We start from the raw sequence: 16,875 nt of genomic DNA on the forward strand, positions 1-16,875 counted from the left end.
CGAACAATGAACGAACAATGAACGAACAATGAACGAACAATGAACGAACAATGAACGAACAATGAACGAACAATGAACGAACAATGAACGAACAAATGACGGTGCGAACTGCACGGGCAGATAATGAATAAACGAGGGAAGGGTGGGGGTACGTTGAGGTTAAGAGGAGGATTAAATTAAGGTAAAGTGAAATTTTTACTTATTTATGACTCTTTTTGGAGTTTATTCACTACTTTTGCACCCGATTTTTGGATAAAATATTAGTAAGAATAAAAAGAATCTTATTAATATTCAGTGTGGTAGCGCTGTTGTTTACAACCTATGGTTGTTCGTATGTAAGCACTTACGAAGAATGTTCGACTAATAAGGTAACAGCATTAATGATAGTGAACTCGCTACCAATTATACCCTTTAAAAATAGCAAATCAGCAAATTTGTCAATTAGCAAATTAACTTTATGTCTTTACAACAAGAAATACAAAAACGCCGTACCTTCGGCATCATCTCTCACCCCGACGCGGGAAAGACAACCCTTACCGAAAAACTCTTACTCTTCGGGGGGGCTATCCAAGAAGCTGGTGCGGTGAAATCGAATAAAATAAAGAAAGGAGCTACCTCCGACTTTATGGAGATTGAACGCCAACGCGGGATTTCCGTAGCTACTTCGGTGCTGGCTTTTAACTACAAAGAGCATAAAATAAACATCTTAGATACCCCCGGGCACAAGGATTTCGCCGAGGATACCTTCCGCACTCTTACGGCTGTGGACAGTGTAATCGTGGTTATTGACGTTGCCAAAGGGGTGGAAGAGCAAACCGAAAAACTCGTTGAGGTGTGCCGTATGCGCAATATTCCTATGATTGTGTTCATTAATAAGTTAGACCGTGAAGGGAAAGACGCCTTCGACCTGTTGGACGAAGTAGAACAGAAGTTGGGCTTAAAGGTTACTCCGCTGAGTTTCCCCATAGGGATGGGGTATGATTTCAAAGGGATTTATAACATCTGGGAGAAGAATATCAACCTTTTTTCAGGCGACAGCCGTAAGAATATAGAGGAGACTATTGCCTTCAACGATATTAACAGTCCTGAATTAGAGAAGATTATATCCGAACAATCTACCGAGAACCTCCGTTCCGATTTGGAGTTAGTGTATGAAGTATATCCTAAATTCGATAGGGAAGCCTACCTCAGAGGAGACCAACAACCTGTATTTTTTGGCTCGGCATTGAATAATTTTGGGGTAAGAGAACTCTTGGATTGTTTTGTGGAAATTGCTCCTTCGCCACGCCCGAAAGCCAGTGAAGAGCGCATCGTAAACCCTGAAGAACCTACTTTTACGGGCTTCGTCTTCAAGATTCACGCAAATATGGACCCTAACCATCGCGACCGTTTGGCGTTTGTGAAAATTGTTTCGGGCACTTTTGAGCGTAACAAACCTTATTTACATACGCGTTTGGGTAAGAAGTTGAAGTTCTCCAGTCCGAATGCTTTCTTTGCCGAAAAGAAAGAAGTAGTGGATATCTCGTATGCGGGGGATATTGTAGGTTTGCACGATACGGGGAACTTTAAGATAGGCGATACACTTACCGAAGGTGAAGTATTGCACTTTAAGGGGATACCGAGCTTCTCTCCTGAGCACTTCCGCTACATTAACAATGCTGACCCACTGAAATCTAAACAATTAGAAAAAGGTATCGACCAGCTAATGGACGAAGGGGTGGCACAGCTCTTTAAGTTAGACTTCAACGGTCGCAAAGTAATTGGGACGGTAGGAGCACTCCAATACGAGGTAATTCAGTATCGATTAGAACACGAGTATGGGGCAAAGTGTAGTTATGAAAACTTCCCTATTTATAAAGCTTGTTGGGTAGAGACGCCTGAAAACCCCAAAGATGCTGAGTATCTTGATTTCTTACGCGTAAAACAGAAGTTCTTAGCACGCGATAAGCAGAATCAATTAGTCTTCTTAGCCGACTCAGCTTTCTCTATTGAGATGGTAAAACAAAAATATCCGAACTTAAAGTTGCACTTTACATCGGAGTTTGAGTAAGAAGAAGTATTGATATACATAAAGTATCAGAATAGAAAAAGTTTCCTCATATTAAAATGTAGGAAACTTTTTTTGTTTATAAAGTTTATTTGCTGTACTTTTGCACCCGCAAAAAACAAAATGATGAAATACACTTTATTTATAATGCTCTTGGCTATTGCGACACCTATTTTTCCTCAGGAGGTGGAGAATGACACATTGCAGGAACTTCCTAAGACAGGAATAAAAGCCGATAGAAGAGCCCAGTTAGAGAGGACTATTTCTAAGCTATGGGAGCTTGACCGAGAAGACCAAAGAGGTACTTTTAAATTTGTGGATTACTTACCTATGTACGTAATGCCTTTCCGTTTTACGGATAAACCTACGGAACAACCTATAAGTTTGAACCCCGACCGACCTATACCCGAATGGCGCGACTACCAGCACGTGGAGGTAAAATTTCAAGTGAGCTTAAAAGCTAAGATTATGCAAGATGCTTTTGGGAAGGGTGATGTGTGGGTAGCTTTCACTCAGCAATCGTATTGGCAGATGTACAATGGTGAGCTTTCACGTCCGTTTAGAGAAGTGAATTACGAACCTGAATTGATATTTACTTATCCGCTGAACCTCTCGGTGGGGAATTTTAAAATGAAAATGGCAGGACTATCCGTAAACCACCAATCTAATGGTAAAGAAGCGGCACATTCCCGCAGTTGGAACAGAATTATTTTATCAGGTATTTTTCAATGGAATGACTTAATGGTTAATAGCCGTTTTTGGTGGCGTTTCTCAGAAAAAGCAAAAGAAGATGACAATCCCGATATTGAGAATTATATAGGACGTTGTGAATTGGGCATTGCTTACCTCTTCCGTAAAAATGTTTTTAATTTGCGAGTGAGAAATAATTTAAATTTTAATCATAATCGCGGGCACGTGGAGCTGAACTGGGTATATCCGCTGAGTCGCGACCTGCGTATTTTGTTGCAAGCCTCTCACGGTTATGGCGATTCTCTTATCGATTACAATTACAAACAAACTATTGTGGGAGTAGGCTTTACTTTCTTGAGTCTTTAAACAGATAAGAAGTAAGAGGTAAGAGGTAATAAAGGAAACTTTTTTTGTTTATTAAGTTTTTTTGTTATACCTTTGCCCCCGAATTTAAAGATGAGAGAGATGAAAGAAGAAATCGTGAAAAGAGCCTTAAACGACTTTATACAGTATGGGTTTAAAACCTTTACTATGGATGATTTGGCTAACAAAATGGGGATATCTAAAAAGACGCTTTACGAGTATTTTCCTTCTAAAAACGACTTGGTAGAAACTACATTAGATTACGCTTTAGAGATAAGTTGTAAAAATGCAGATATTTTTGTACAAGGAGAAGGTTCGGTGATAGAAAATGTATACCGTAACCAAAAAAAAGTTCAAGAAGTTTTTAACATCAATAGCGACCGTCCTATTTGGGAATTGAAGAAATACTATCCTAAAACATACGAACGTATGAATGTAGAGACTGCCAAGGCAGATGCGATTTTTATAGATAAAGTAATGGAAAGAGGTATACAGGAGGGACTTTTTAGAGAAGATATCAATCTTGAATTCTTTAAGATTTTCTATACGGCTGTACAACGAATGAAAGCACAATCGGAGTTATTTCCTGAAACTGAGTTTTCTTTTTGGGAAACTATTTATACTATTATAGAGTATTTTTTCAGGATACTTGTCAATGAAAAAGGACTTAAAGAATTGGAACGAGTGCTTGAGGAGGTAAAAGATAAAAGATAGAAGATAGAAGGTTAATTTAATATTATAATACTAAAAATGCCAATAATACCAATCACCAGAGGTGAAAAAGTAAGGTCAGTGAGAGAAGGGTATCTGAATAAATAAAGTAAAAAGAAGTTACAACAGAATTAAAAGGACAATATAAATAAGCCTATTAATAGGCAATTGAATTATTATGAAAAAAATCATTACGAGTGCTTTGTTGTGCCTCAGTTTTATGAACTTTGCACAACAAAAAGAATTGACTTTAAAAGACGCTATTCGTTATGCTTTAGAGAATAAAGCGGACGCTGAGAAAGCGCGATTGGAAGTAACCAAAAGCGAATACAAAATACAAGAAGTACGCGCTAACGCACTGCCTAGTATTTCGGCTTCGGGCGGTATGGTGTACAATCCTAAGTTACAAGCTACTTATATTGATGCCAGCACTTTTGCTTTCCCGGGTATGCCCGCAAGTAATGAGCCTATAAAGATGGAAATGGGGCAAAAATGGTCGGCTAATGCTGAGGCTAAACTTACCCAAGTATTGTTTAATCAAACCGTGTTTATGGGCTTGAAAGCGGCTCGTACGACACGTGAGTTTTATATGCTTAACCAACAGCTTACCGAGAATGAAATCATTGAGAAAGTAGCACAAGCCTACTACCAAGTATACCAAACCCGACAAACATTAGAAAATATAGAAAGCAATTTGGCTCTTACCGAGAAAACGGCTAATGTTGTAAAAGGTTTGAACCAATCGGGGTTATCAAAGAAAATAGACGTTGACCGCACTACCGTGGCTGTAAATAATCTCAAATCGGCACGCCAACAAGCCCTTAATGGGGTACAACTATCGGAGAACGCGCTCAAATATATGATAGGTATGCCGATGAATGAAGTAATTACTTTGCCTAAAGAAGGCTTTGAAGCCAATTACGATTTGGCTTTTGAGAAAGGCAATAGCAATACTCGTATAGAGCTACAAGTGCTAGAAAAACAAAAGCAACTCCTTGACCTCAATACCAAAGTACAACGCGCAGCACTTTATCCATCATTAGCGTTGCAGGCTACTTATGGTTATTTGAGTATGGGACCTAAAACACCGATTATTTACGGCAAGAAAGATAAAGTGTACGGAGCTGACTATTCGGCTATTACATTGGGAGTGAATATACCTATATTTTCGGGTTTTGGTACACGTGCTAAGATACGCCAAGCACAGATAGAAAGTCAAGCACTTGAAGCGACCCTTAAAGACACCCGTTTGGCAATGGATTTGGCTTATGAGAATGCCCACAGTCAGCTTACTAATAACCTTCTTACTATAGATTCGCAAAAGGAGAATGTAAAGCTTGCAGAAGAGGTATTGCTCAACACCCAAAACAACTACCAACAAGGTTTGGCTTCCCTTACAGATTTATTGGAAGCAGAACGCTCTTTATCGGATGCTAAGAACAATTACACCAATGCTTTGTTGGACTACAAATTAGCAGAAATACAGTTGCTAAAATCACAAGGGAAGTTAGAGACAATGAAATAAGAAATCCCATAATATCTATATAAGAAAGAGACAGTACAATATTAAAAGTACTGTCTCTTTTATTTTGTTATTTGTATGTTACTTTTTCAAGTGCTCAGCTATAAGCTCTAACTCTTGATACCACTCTTCTCCAAACTTTCTAATAAGAGCCTCTTTTACGAATTTGTAGATAGGCACTTGTAACTTTTTACCCAAGACACAAGCATCATCGCATATAGGACTCCAACGATGGTAATTGACTGCTGTGAAGGAGCTGTACTCTTGTAATCGTATAGGATATAGGTGACACGATATAGGTTTCTTCCAGTCTATCTTTTTATCGTTATATGCTTGCTCGATAGCACAAAGAGCCCAACCTTTTTCATTGCGTACTACATAAGCACATTCACCTCCATTGATGAGAGGAGTTTCCCATTCGCCGTCTTCTCCTTTGATGTATACTCCTTGTTCCTCAATAGCTGTACGACCTTCCTCGGTAAGGTAAGGAGCTACTTCGGGATAAATGCGCTTCATCACTTTTAGTTCGCTTTCTTCTACGGGAGCTCCTGCATCACCTTCTATACAACAAGCACCTTTACAAGCATTGAGATTGCATACAAAATCGCAATCTATGATATCTTCTGAAATAATGGTATTGGCTACTTGTATCATATTTTAAACGGCTTTAATAGCTTTTTCAAAAGGAATGCGCTGAGTAATACTTCTGCCCAAAGTTACCTCATCAGTATATTCGAGTTCGCCTCCTACGGCTATGCCTCGGGCAATGGTAGAAATGGTGATATGGTAAGGCTCTACTTGTTTGTAAATATAGAAATTGGTAGTATCGCCCTCCATTGTATTGCTCAGAGCGAGGATTAACTCAGTTACTTTACCTGTCTTTACTTTTTCTATCAGTGAGGCAATGTGTAGATTGGAAGGAGCGATGCCATCAATAGGGGATATTTTGCCTCCTAAGACGTGATACTGACCAAAGAATTGTCCTGTGTTTTCTATTGCCATTACATCTCTAAAATCTTCTACAACACAAACGACTCCCGTATCACGCATAGGGTTAGCACATATCTCACACAAATCTACATCGGAGATGTTGTGGCAGTTTTTACAATACTGTATATGGGTGCGTAAAGCCACAATAGCTTGTGCCAATTGCAGTGATTGCTCTTCGGGTTGTTTGAGCAGGTGCAAGGCTAAACGCAAAGCCGTACGTTTGCCTATACTAGGCAATTGGGCTATTTCGTAGACAGCGTTTTCTAAGAGTTTAGATGAAAAGTCCATTTTAGGAGATAGTAGTTAGGGGTTAGGAGATAGTTTGTGAGCAACTTTTGTGCAAGCTTCGTCAATGAGCTGATAGACGTTTTCGAAATCAGCTTCTGTGCCGTAATAAGGGTCGGGGATTTCGTGTTGTGTCATTCCACCCAAAGCATCAGCTAAAAAATGTACTTTAGCACGCTCTTTTTCGTTCTTAGCAAGCCGGATAACGTTTTGGTAATTGCTTTTATCCATTACGAAAATATAATCGAAAAGGGCAAAATCTTTGGCTGAGAACTGACGACCTCTAAGCATAGAGATATCTACTCCGTGTTTTTTGCCAGAGGCGATAGAACGAGTGTCAGGAGCATCGCCTACGTGATAGTTGGCGGTACCAGCTGAATCTACTTCAAAGTTATCGGAAGGGAGTTTGCTCCTCATCACGCCTTCGGCTAAAGGAGAACGGCAAATATTGCCTAAGCAAACCATTAGTATTTTCGTTTTTTTCATATATTAAAAAAGAGATAAGGCTTACGCCTTAGAAATTAAACAAAGAGATTATTGGTTTTAACTTAGCCAAAGTGTGAAACTTTGGCTAAGTGTGTGACGCAAAAATGTTACTTGTTACTTGTCAATTGTTAATTAAAATAGAGTCCTAATTTATCAATATATTGCCATACTTTTTCGGGGAGGAGTGGGCGTATATTGCGTCCAGCTTTGATTTCTTCACGGATAAAGGTGGCTGAGAGTTCGATGATAGGGGCGGGTACACGGGTGATATGCGGGTGCTCAGTTAAAGATTCGGGCACTGTACCTTCTGAAATACGAGGATAGACATAAATAGGGTAATTTGCTAAAATATGCTCGTAGTTCTTCCATTTGTGAAAGCTTTTTAGGTTGTCTTCCCCCATAATTAGGGCAAAGTTAGTATTAGGGTGTTTTTCCTCTAAATAGGCTAAGGTATTAACTGTGTAATTAGGTTGTGGCAAGTGAAACTCGATGTTTGAGGCGCGTAACTTGGGATAGCTCTCTATTGCCAAATTGACCATTTCCAATCGCAAGTGGTTGTCTAATAAGGATTGTTTTTCTTTAAACGGATTTTGAGGTGTTACCACAAACCACAGTTCGTTCATTGCACTGTGCTCTACCAAATGATTGGCGATAATGAGATGCCCTATATGAATAGGGTTAAACGAGCCAAAGAATAAGCCTATTTGTTTTTTCATCGGTTGATAAAATCGGTTACTATGCGCTCAGCCTCTTGTAGGGCTTGTTGTAGATTATCGTTTTTGATAATCACATCAAACTGGTGAGCAGTTGCCATTTCTTGTTCGGCTTTGTTGAGACGCATTTGTATTTTCTCCTCTGTTTCAGTCTTACGGTTGCGCAAGCGTTCTTCTAAGGCAATAAGGCTTGGCGGTTCAACAAATACTGCTAAGGTTTGTTCTGGATATTGTTGTTTGAGACGGAGACCTCCTGCGACATCAATATCGAATATCACATTCTTCCCCATTGCCCATAGGCGTTCTACTTCTGATTTTAATGTGCCGTAATAACAACCTGTGTATACCTCTTCCCATTCCATAAATTCATTGTGCTGAACACGTTTTTTGAATTCATCAGCAGAAAGGAAATAGTATTCTTTGCCGTGTTGTTCTTCTCCACGAGGGGCACGAGAAGTAGCCGAAATAGAAAAGGCTAAGTTTAGTTTTTTGAGCGAGAGTAAATGCCTCACTATGGTAGTTTTGCCACTCCCAGAAGGAGCTGAGAAAATAATTAGTTTGTTCATTTTTTAATTATCAAATTGGTAAATTAGCAGATTATAATACATTTAATACTTGTTCTTTAATCTTTTCGAGTTCGTCTTTCATTTGGACTACTAACTGTTGCATAGGGGCGAAGTTAGCTTTTGAACCTAAGGTATTGATTTCCCTGCCTATTTCTTGTGCAATAAAACTTAATTTACGTCCGTTAGAATCTTCGCTGTGAAGGGTTTCGAGAAAATAGTCTAAGTGTTTTTTGAGTCGGATTTTTTCTTCTGTGATGTCCAATTTTTCTAAGTAGAAAATGAGTTCTTGCTCAAAGCGGTTGGCGTCTACACTCTGGATATCAGCTACCGCTTTTTCCAAGCGTTCGCGAATGAGCGCTAAGCGTTCACTATCAAGAGCTTGTACCTCTTGCAGTAAGCTATTGATGTTACTAATACGCAAAACGAAGTCTTTTTCTAAGACTTTACCTTCTTGAATGCGGAAGGTTTGCAAATCGGTAATGGCAAGGCTGATATGTTCGAAAATAGCTGAAAGTTCTTCTTCGGAAACGCTTTCGGTAGTGGTTTGTAAGGCATCGGGCATACGTACTGCCATTTTTAGCAGTTCGGTAAGGTCACCATCAACAATAGTACGCATTTGCTCGATATAGGATTTTACGATATTAGGATTGATTTTAGAGGGTGTTTGTGTGCCTGTATTTTCTACAAAGATACTAAAATCTACTTTCCCGCGTAAGAGTTGCTCGGCAATGAGTTTACGGAAATCGAGTTCTTTTTCGCGATACGCTTGTGGAATACGTGTATTGATATCAATACTCTTACTGTTTAGGGATTTGATTTCTATACTAATATGTTTATCGGTGAGAGATAGTACACTCTTGCCAAAGCCTGTCATTGACTGTATCATAATATCGTTTTTGAAAATAAGTGCAAAGGTATAAAATAATTAGTAATTGACAATATTTGTGAGGTGAGTATGTTTATAAATTTTCATCAAGACTTTTATTTCATCAATACGTTTGGTTTGTATCGGTGAATTAAGAATTGCAAATAACAAATAACGGAAATAATGCTAATGTTGGTTAGAATTAGCAATTAGCTGTTTATTAATGCGTTTTATAAGACCTGCTCCTTCGTAAATGAAACCTGTATAGAGCTGGATAAGTGAGGCTCCTGCTTCTAACTTTTCGAGGGCATCGGTTTCACTAAATATTCCTCCAACGCCAATGATGGGAAATGCGTGGTTGCTCTTTTCACTTAGAAAACGTATTACCTCAGTGGAGCGATTTTTAAGAGGTTTCCCACTAAGTCCGCCGGTTTCTTTTTGATTATCGGATACTAACCCTTCTCTACCAATCGTGGTGTTGGTAGCTATTACGCCTGCAATATGAGTTTCTTGTACGATTTCAATAATATCTAACAGTTGTTCGTCGGTAAGGTCAGGGGCGATTTTTAAGAGGATAGGCTTAGGTTTTTTATGGGTTAGGTTTGTATTTTGCAAAGTGCTTAAAAGCTGTTTTAGAGGTTCTTTTTCTTGTAATGTACGCAAATTTGGAGTATTGGGTGAACTTACATTTACTACAAAATAATCGACATAATTAAAGAGTTGTTCAAAACAAATCAGGTAGTCGTTTACCGCTTCTTCATTTGGGGTGGTTTTATTTTTACCAATATTTCCTCCTATCAGTACATTGGTATTCTTTTTAAGGCGCTTTACAGCAGCTTCAACTCCTTCGTTGTTAAAGCCCATACGGTTTATAATTCCTTGGTCTTCTATGAGTCTGAACAATCGCTTTTTGGGGTTCCCCAGTTGTGGTTTAGGGGTAATGGTTCCGATTTCGATAAAACCAAAACCTAAATTGGCTAACTCTTTGTACAATTTAGCATCTTTATCTAAACCTGCGGCTAACCCTATGGGATTTTTGAAGTGTAGCCCAAAGACTTCGCGATGTAGAGAAGGGTGTTCCACATTGTATATTTTGCGAATGAGCAAAGGCACTAAGGGGATTTTGTGAATAAACTTTAAGTATTTAAATGTAAAGTGATGAGCTTTCTCGGGGTCGAGACTGAAAAGGAATGGGCGAATGAATAGCTTATACATATCTTGGAATTTGAGAAAAAGGGTTAGATTAGGGTTGTGCCATAAAATTGCGCAAGGCTTCTATGGTTTCAGCTTCGTTCTCAATATATACTAAATGTCCGCCTGAAAGCAAGGTATAGCTTGCACCTGCTTTTTGGGCTAATGCTATCAAACTATCGGAAGGGATAAGAGCGTCTTTTTTACCCATAATGATATGCTTTTTAGCGGTTAGATGTTCGAATAGTTCAGTGCGGTCGGGGCGTTGTTTCATTCCTAAGGAAGCTGCTTTGATACCTTCGTTAGGGGTGTGCATTGCTATATCGATTAGTTTGTTGAGCGCCGGTTTCATCAGCGTTTTGTTTTCATCGCTAAATAGGTTTGTAACGGCAGTGCGCACGAAGAGTTCTTTCTCTTTATCGATTACTTTCAGCACTCGGTCTCTATTCACTTTTTTCTCTGGCGAATCGGGTAGGGTAGTGGAGTTTAACAATACTATTCCTTCTACTTTTTTGGGGAATAATTCGGCAAAAGCTAAGGCTACATACCCACCCATTGAGTGCCCCACGATGGTGCAATGTTCTATTTCTTCTTTTAGTAAGATATCGTTTACTTGGTTTGCCATCATTTCCATTGTGTGTACTGGGGCGATAGTGGGGCTCTGCCCGTGCCCTAAAAGGTCGATGGATAGTGTGAAATATTCGGTAGAGAGAGCTTTAGTAATAGGTTGCCATATAGTATGGTCTTCTAAAAAGCCGTGAAGGAAGACAACTGTCTTATTCTTTCTTTTTCCTTCTTTTTGATAAAAAGACTGTTTCATTGTGATAATTAGTTTGTTAGGTGCTTTTTTGGGTTTGTTTTGCTGTTGTTGTAAGAGCTTGATAGTTAAGGGATAGATATAGAAAGCTTATAGGAAGCTTATACGAATCTTGGACGATAGATATAGAAAAGCTATACAAATGGTATAAGGTAGTAATCCCTATTCTAATTTCGTTTTATATAAGATATATTTCGTTTTGAGAGATAAAGTGCTTTTTAGAGCTGTTTAATAGGAGGTTATTCTCTTGGAAAAGAGGTGTTTAGTAATCGTTCTTTACTCAGTACGACGCCTCCTTCGTCAGCTCCTTGTCCGCCTGCGTAGTTTACCCAATTAACGGTTTTCCAATGAGGGGTAACTGTAACGATGCGGGTAGAGCCAAAAGCCATATAGTAAGTAGTTTTAATGCCTTCGTGGCGGACGTCCATACCAGCTTGTATACCTACTTTGGCGTTGGGGGTACTTGGGTCGAGACGTATCTCTACTTGCATATACACGCCTTCGACTTTGCTGGGGGTGAACTCTCCCACAGGTTTCATAAGTTTAGAACCAAAGTGGTTTACTAATATTTTGGCATCATACCATTTGCCGTCGTATTTTCCTGATTTGGCAATAGGGATAGTGGAATAGTTTTTTTCTTGTATTACTTTAATCTTCCCATTGCCTGCTTCTGTTACGATATCTTTATAATATGTAGCCGCCCACGTGATAGGGGCTTGGTCGGTAATATCAGTTTCAGGAAAATGAACTCTCCGCCATACGTTTTCACCTTTGTAAAGCACGTAGAAGCGGAAGTTTTTTACATTTATCAAAGCGTTAGGGTTCTGATTGTTCTTTTCAGAAAATAGCACCCCCCAAAGGTTGTACAATTCAAAATATCGGTTTTCGTTGGGGTACTTGCAATAGCCTTTTTTGCCATAAAGCTCCCAATAACAACTTTTATAAATGATTTTGTCGTGATTAAGAGACGCAAAATTTAAAGCAGCCCCGATGGATATATTACCTCCTTTTTCGAACAATCTGTTGGAAGTATTACTATAACCATTGAAAATGAAGGGAGTGTTGTCACTAAAATTTGTGTCGTGCCCTGCTTCGGTATTGCGCATAGCTTGTTGTAGCATTTGTTGGGAATGCTCAGAAAGGTTATTGCTGTTGCTGTCTTTATTACAGCTTATCAGTGTAATAACCGAGAAAATGATACTATAAGAGAGAATGTTTTTCATTTGTTGTGATTATAGATTGTTGAGATATACGCGACAAAGGTACAAATAATTAATCATTTAATACTATAAGTATGATGAAAAAAATATACCTTTGCAATCTGTTAGTAATGTTGATACAAACAACGATGGGAAATATTTATTTAATACCGAACTTATTAGGGGGTGTTGCTCTTGATGTATTGCCAGCACAGGTGGCAAATGTAGTGCAATCACTTACTTATTTTGTAGTAGAAAACGAAAAGTCGGCAAGGAAGTTTATCAAGCTCGTTACTCCGGACAAGGTGCAAGCAGATTTAAAAATAGTTGTGATAGATAAGCACCATCAGGATACTGACTATCAGAGTTTTTTAACCCCTTGTATGGAAGGACACTCGATAGGGATTATTTCGGAGGCAGGTTGCCCAGGGATAGCCGACCCAGGAGCTGATATTGTGCGGGTGGCTCACCAAAAAGGACTGAAAGTGATTCCGCTGGTAGGACCTTCTTCGCTGTTATTGGCAATGATGGCGAGTGGACTTAATGGGCAGAATTTTGCTTTTAACGGATATCTCCCTATTGATAAACAAGAGCGAAAGAAGGCACTTAAAACCTTAGAGCGCAAAGCACGAGAAGGACAGTCGCAACTATTTATAGAAACGCCTTACCGCAATAAGCAGATGCTTACTGACTTGATAGAGACATTACAGGCTAATACTCTTTTATGCGTGGCTTGTGATATTACGCTTCCTACTGAAGAAATTAAAACACTCCCTGTGCATCGTTGGAAGAAAACGAATATTGATGTACAGAAGAGACCTACTATTTTTATTATAGGGAGCTGAAATGATATGTAACTTTATAGAAAAAGGCTATCTGAGATTCTTCTCAGATAGCCTTTTTTGTAAATTCTTATTGTACTGGCATTGAAGAAACAGCTGCCGCTGTTGCAAAAACAGTAGCTAAAAGAATAAGGATAACAAGCCCAATTAAAGAGAGCACAAGCCCTGCAATGGCTAATCCTTTAGGAGTTTTAGTAACACCTACACCTGAAAGAACAAGTCCTAAAAGCCAGATAATCCACCCTAAAACAGGAACCCACCCTAAGAATACAGCTATTAAAGCTAATACGAAACCAGCGGTGCCTATTCCGTTGCTCTTAGAGGAGTTTTGGATAATGATAGTTGGGTTGTTTTCTTTGGCAGTTTGCTGTTCTTGAGGAACAGATTGCTCTTGTGTTGAAGTTGTATTTTCTTCCATAAAAAACTGAAAATTAAAATTACTCCCTACTCTGTTAAAGGCTTTTCGGGGTATCGCCTTTTGCTATTTAAAATCGGTTGCAAAGATATGAAATATTATGATATGAAGGAAATTATTTTAACAAAAAATTAAGTTTTCTTTTATAACAAGTGTTTTTTCCACTCTTTCCAATGGTATTTCTTGGCGTAGATATACAATAAAAGAGGGAAGCAGAGCAATAGAGGAGCCCATATACTGAAGCCTAAAGAGGGTTCTGAGACATCACGCAAGACAGAAGGAACTTGGAAAACTGTCCAGTCGGAAGTTACTAAAAGAGCTGTAAAAAGGTTGTTGGCGGTGTGAAAACCTAAGGCTAACTCTAAGCCATCGTCCATTAAGGTAGTGATACCTAAGAACAAGCCTGTACCTATGTAATAGATAAGCAAGCTGTATCCTAATTTTTCTACCTCGGGGTTGGCAATGTGCATTAGTCCGAAGGTGATAGAGGTAAAAAGCAAAGGAAACCACGCATTACGCATTACAAGTCCTAAGCCTTGCATTAGGTAGCCCCGAAAGAATATTTCTTCAAAAGCGGTTTGCAAAGGAATGAACAGCACTACTATCACGAGCAGTTTTAAGAAAGGTATCCACTGAAAATCCCAAATATAATCATCTGGGTTAAAAAATAAGTAGTCGATACAAGTCATTGCTATAGTTACGCCTCCCCACAGCCAAAAAGCAAACCAAAAACGCTTCCAACTGATACGTGGTCGCGCCGTAATAAGTGCTACCAAAGGCTGGCGATGTATGAACTTCACCCATAGTAACAATAACCCTAAGAAGATAGCAAAGACAACTAAGTTCTCAAACAAGAATTGTAATTCTCCTTTTTGGGCAATTTCCGACTGTATAAGTGTAGTAGTATCAAAAAATTGTGCTACTAAAAAGTTCAACCCTGTAAAGGCAAAGAACAGGGTTGGAACTATAATATAAAGCCACTTAGGGCTCTGTGATAATCTTCCGTTTTTAAGATACATAACTTTATTGTGTAATAATACCTATTTCGGCATACGATACTCTATTGGTATCATCTACAGTTTTGGTAGCGGTAAGCTTGATATAACGGGCTTTCTCGGCAGGGAAAGTAATGCGTTGTTCAATAGGATTGTTCTTGATATTGCCAAATTCTCCCTCACTTAGCTTCTTCCAATGAACATTATCAGTACTCACTTCAAAAATGTAATGACTGATAGTTCCTTCAGCCCAGCGGTCCTGTGAAGGCAAATAGGTAAATCCTTTTAGGTTTAACAGCTCTCCTAAATCAATAGTAATGGCAGTTGGTGTATTGCCCTTTTCTTGAGCAAACCACGTATTAGGTTTCTCATCAATTACTTTCTGGATATCAGAGGAAGCAGAAGATAACACTTTCCACTTTGCTTTGGGGATATCCAATGCGTAAGAAGCTACTTCACTGTACAATTGCTGCTTGCCGTCATAGGCTACAAATTTTAAAGAAGTAGGCTGAGTAACAGGGAAAGGAGTTGTATAGCGTAACGACTGTTTAGTAGGCTGACTGCCGTCTAAGGTATAATAAATTTCAGTTTCAGTATCAGCGGGAGTGAGGGTTACTTGACCATTCTTATCACGAGAAAGCTGAGGAGTTACCAATAACACAGGTGCATTGTATAACCCTATATTGCTAATCAATGGTGAACCTTTAGCTTCTAAAACTGTGAAACGAACCTTAGTAGCCGTTACTGATGGGAAGCGGAGTAATCGCTTGTAGCCAATAGTTGTTTGTTCATCTATAGTTTCCCATTTGCCATCTTTTTGGTATTCTAATTTAAACTTCTTTACACGTTGCCCCAATGGGATATACTCTTGTGCCATAAAGCGGTTGAAGGTAGTAGGCTTGGTAAAGTTTAGTTCTATAGAAGCTTCTGTTACTCCTTCGTCGGTTGTCCAATAGGTGTTTTTGTCACTATCGGTAGTTTTTTCAGGTTTAAATAGCTTGTTATTTTTACGAATATTAGAAGCCGTGACAGAGGCATCAGTTACGAGGTTATGTGCAAAATCTGCCTCTATAACTTTTTTGAGTTCCATAAGTCTCTTGATGTCATTTTCGTGTACTAAGCCACGTCTATCTACGGGAAGATTCAGTAATAAGTTGTAACCGCGACCTACTGAAGCGTAGTATATGTCCACCATTTTTTCTAATGGACGCACTTGGTGGTCTTCACGAGCGTGGTAATACCAACCTGGGCGAATAGATACATCAGCTTCGGCAGGAATCCAGTTTTTACCATTTTCATCACCTTCACCCAAATGATGTAAGTGGTCTTTTCCTTGTAGAGAAGGGTTAGAGGTAAAAGGATTCCAGTTAGTAGGAGTACCGAAGCCTTTTTCATTACCTATCCAGCGAATATCCGGGCCTTCATCACCAAAGATAGTAGCATTAGGCTGCAATTCGCGTACTATGGCGAATGTTTTATCCCACTGATAATAAGTATGAGCATCAATAGTACGAGTTTCGTTAGCTCCACCGTAATAACCTGAACCACCGTTGGCACCGTCAAACCATACTTCAAATATTTCACCGTAATTGGTAAGCAATTCTCGTAGTTGGTTATGGAAATAGGTAACGTAGGCTTCTCTGCCATACTCAGCGTGGTTTCTATCCCAAGGTGATAAATATACTCCAAATTTAAGTCCCGCTTTGTGGCAGGCTTCTGAAAGCTCTTTTATAACATCGCCTTTACCATTTTTCCAAGGTGAGTTTTTTACAGAATGCTCAGTGTACTTTGATGGCCATAAGCAGAAACCATCGTGGTGCTTAGCCGTGATGATAACACCTTTCATACCAGCGTCCTTAATCACTTTCACCCACTGATTTACATCTAATTCAGTAGGGTTGAATAAAACAGGGTCTTCGCCACCTGTGCCCCATTCCATATCGGTAAAAGTGTTCATATTGAAGTGGATAAAAGCATAATATTCCATCTCGTGCCACGGCAACTGACGTGGGGAAGGAATAGCTCCCACTGACTTGGGTGCTTCAATACTTTTGCAAGCCACCATACATAAAGCGGTGGCTAATAAGACTAATTTTTTCATTGTATACAGTATTTAAACTTCTTTGTTATAAAGTTTTCATAAGTGGTGCAAAGATATAGAATATTTTCTTACTATCA

Annotated in this window: 17 protein-coding genes; 5 read left to right on the top strand and 12 right to left on the bottom strand. The window is 39.1% G+C overall.

Annotated elements, in window-relative coordinates; genetic code table 11:
* Window positions 1-457: 457 nt before the first annotated feature.
* The 4 genes from HMPREF1528_RS08180 to HMPREF1528_RS08195 all read left to right on the top strand — a co-directional run bounded on the left by HMPREF1528_RS08180 (window position 458) and on the right by HMPREF1528_RS08195 (window position 5,336).
* The gene (locus HMPREF1528_RS08180) at window positions 458-2,050 is read left to right on the top strand and encodes a peptide chain release factor 3 (RefSeq protein ID WP_016479378.1); all 1,593 of its coding nucleotides are present in this window, start codon (window positions 458-460) and stop codon (window positions 2,048-2,050) included.
* 120 nt (window positions 2,051-2,170) lie between these two features.
* On the top strand, window positions 2,171-3,103 hold the full coding sequence (locus tag HMPREF1528_RS08185) for a phospholipase A (protein ID WP_016479379.1): 933 nt from the start codon (window positions 2,171-2,173) through the stop codon (window positions 3,101-3,103).
* 99 nt (window positions 3,104-3,202) lie between these two features.
* Window positions 3,203-3,814 carry a TetR/AcrR family transcriptional regulator gene (locus HMPREF1528_RS08190; protein WP_016479380.1) on the top strand — a complete coding sequence of 204 codons (612 nt, stop codon included), beginning with the start codon at window positions 3,203-3,205 and terminating at the stop codon, window positions 3,812-3,814.
* Between the two features lie 175 nt (window positions 3,815-3,989).
* A complete protein-coding gene (locus HMPREF1528_RS08195) occupies window positions 3,990-5,336 on the top strand; it encodes a TolC family protein (RefSeq protein ID WP_016479381.1) in 1,347 nt (448 codons plus the stop codon).
* A 78-nt stretch (window positions 5,337-5,414) separates the two neighbouring features.
* Here the strand turns inward: HMPREF1528_RS08195 and HMPREF1528_RS08200 are convergent, their stop codons facing one another.
* The 9 genes from HMPREF1528_RS08200 to HMPREF1528_RS08240 form a co-directional block, all read right to left on the bottom strand.
* Window positions 5,415-5,987 (bottom strand): DUF3109 family protein, encoded by a 573-nt coding sequence (locus HMPREF1528_RS08200; protein WP_009410352.1) that lies wholly within the window; start codon window positions 5,985-5,987, stop codon window positions 5,415-5,417.
* A gap of 3 nt (window positions 5,988-5,990) precedes the next feature.
* Window positions 5,991-6,611, bottom strand: coding sequence for a recombination mediator RecR (gene recR / locus HMPREF1528_RS08205; RefSeq protein ID WP_009419002.1), 621 nt, complete (start codon window positions 6,609-6,611; stop codon window positions 5,991-5,993).
* Between the two features lie 15 nt (window positions 6,612-6,626).
* The gene (locus tag HMPREF1528_RS08210; protein WP_009417840.1) at window positions 6,627-7,094 is read right to left on the bottom strand and encodes a low molecular weight protein-tyrosine-phosphatase; all 468 of its coding nucleotides are present in this window, start codon (window positions 7,092-7,094) and stop codon (window positions 6,627-6,629) included.
* Between the two features lie 128 nt (window positions 7,095-7,222).
* Complete coding sequence (gene nadD / locus HMPREF1528_RS08215) at window positions 7,223-7,810, bottom strand: nicotinate (nicotinamide) nucleotide adenylyltransferase (protein ID WP_016479382.1); 588 nt, start codon at window positions 7,808-7,810, stop codon at window positions 7,223-7,225.
* Entirely contained in the window at window positions 7,807-8,373 is a 567-nt protein-coding gene (gmk, locus tag HMPREF1528_RS08220) for a guanylate kinase (protein WP_016479383.1), read from the bottom strand. Before gmk ends, nadD begins: the two co-directional genes overlap by 4 nt.
* A 31-nt stretch (window positions 8,374-8,404) precedes the next feature.
* Window positions 8,405-9,259, bottom strand: coding sequence for a YicC/YloC family endoribonuclease (locus HMPREF1528_RS08225; protein WP_016479384.1), 855 nt, complete (start codon window positions 9,257-9,259; stop codon window positions 8,405-8,407).
* Window positions 9,260-9,424: 165 nt separating this feature from the next.
* Window positions 9,425-10,453, bottom strand: coding sequence for a quinone-dependent dihydroorotate dehydrogenase (locus HMPREF1528_RS08230; RefSeq protein ID WP_016479385.1), 1,029 nt, complete (start codon window positions 10,451-10,453; stop codon window positions 9,425-9,427).
* A 28-nt stretch (window positions 10,454-10,481) separates the two neighbouring features.
* Entirely contained in the window at window positions 10,482-11,249 is a 768-nt protein-coding gene (locus HMPREF1528_RS08235; protein ID WP_016479386.1) for an alpha/beta fold hydrolase, read from the bottom strand.
* Window positions 11,250-11,485: 236 nt separating this feature from the next.
* Entirely contained in the window at window positions 11,486-12,469 is a 984-nt protein-coding gene (locus tag HMPREF1528_RS08240; RefSeq protein WP_016479387.1) for a hypothetical protein, read from the bottom strand.
* Between the two features lie 71 nt (window positions 12,470-12,540).
* Between HMPREF1528_RS08240 and HMPREF1528_RS08245 the strand changes: the two genes are divergently transcribed.
* Complete coding sequence (locus tag HMPREF1528_RS08245; RefSeq protein ID WP_009410360.1) at window positions 12,541-13,290, top strand: SAM-dependent methyltransferase; 750 nt, start codon at window positions 12,541-12,543, stop codon at window positions 13,288-13,290.
* Between the two features lie 67 nt (window positions 13,291-13,357).
* Here HMPREF1528_RS08245 and HMPREF1528_RS08250 read toward each other — a convergent pair whose 3' ends face one another.
* The 3 genes from HMPREF1528_RS08250 to HMPREF1528_RS08260 form a co-directional block, all read right to left on the bottom strand.
* A complete protein-coding gene (locus HMPREF1528_RS08250) occupies window positions 13,358-13,705 on the bottom strand; it encodes a hypothetical protein (RefSeq protein WP_016479388.1) in 348 nt (115 codons plus the stop codon).
* A gap of 140 nt (window positions 13,706-13,845) precedes the next feature.
* The gene (locus HMPREF1528_RS08255; protein ID WP_016479389.1) at window positions 13,846-14,721 is read right to left on the bottom strand and encodes a CPBP family intramembrane glutamic endopeptidase; all 876 of its coding nucleotides are present in this window, start codon (window positions 14,719-14,721) and stop codon (window positions 13,846-13,848) included.
* Between the two features lie 4 nt (window positions 14,722-14,725).
* Window positions 14,726-16,798 (bottom strand): alpha-L-fucosidase, encoded by a 2,073-nt coding sequence (locus tag HMPREF1528_RS08260; protein ID WP_016479390.1) that lies wholly within the window; start codon window positions 16,796-16,798, stop codon window positions 14,726-14,728.
* Window positions 16,799-16,875 lie beyond the last annotated feature (77 nt).

The organism is Capnocytophaga sp. oral taxon 336 str. F0502 (assembly GCF_000411575.1).
In the GTDB taxonomy this organism is placed as follows: domain Bacteria; phylum Bacteroidota; class Bacteroidia; order Flavobacteriales; family Flavobacteriaceae; genus Capnocytophaga; species Capnocytophaga ochracea.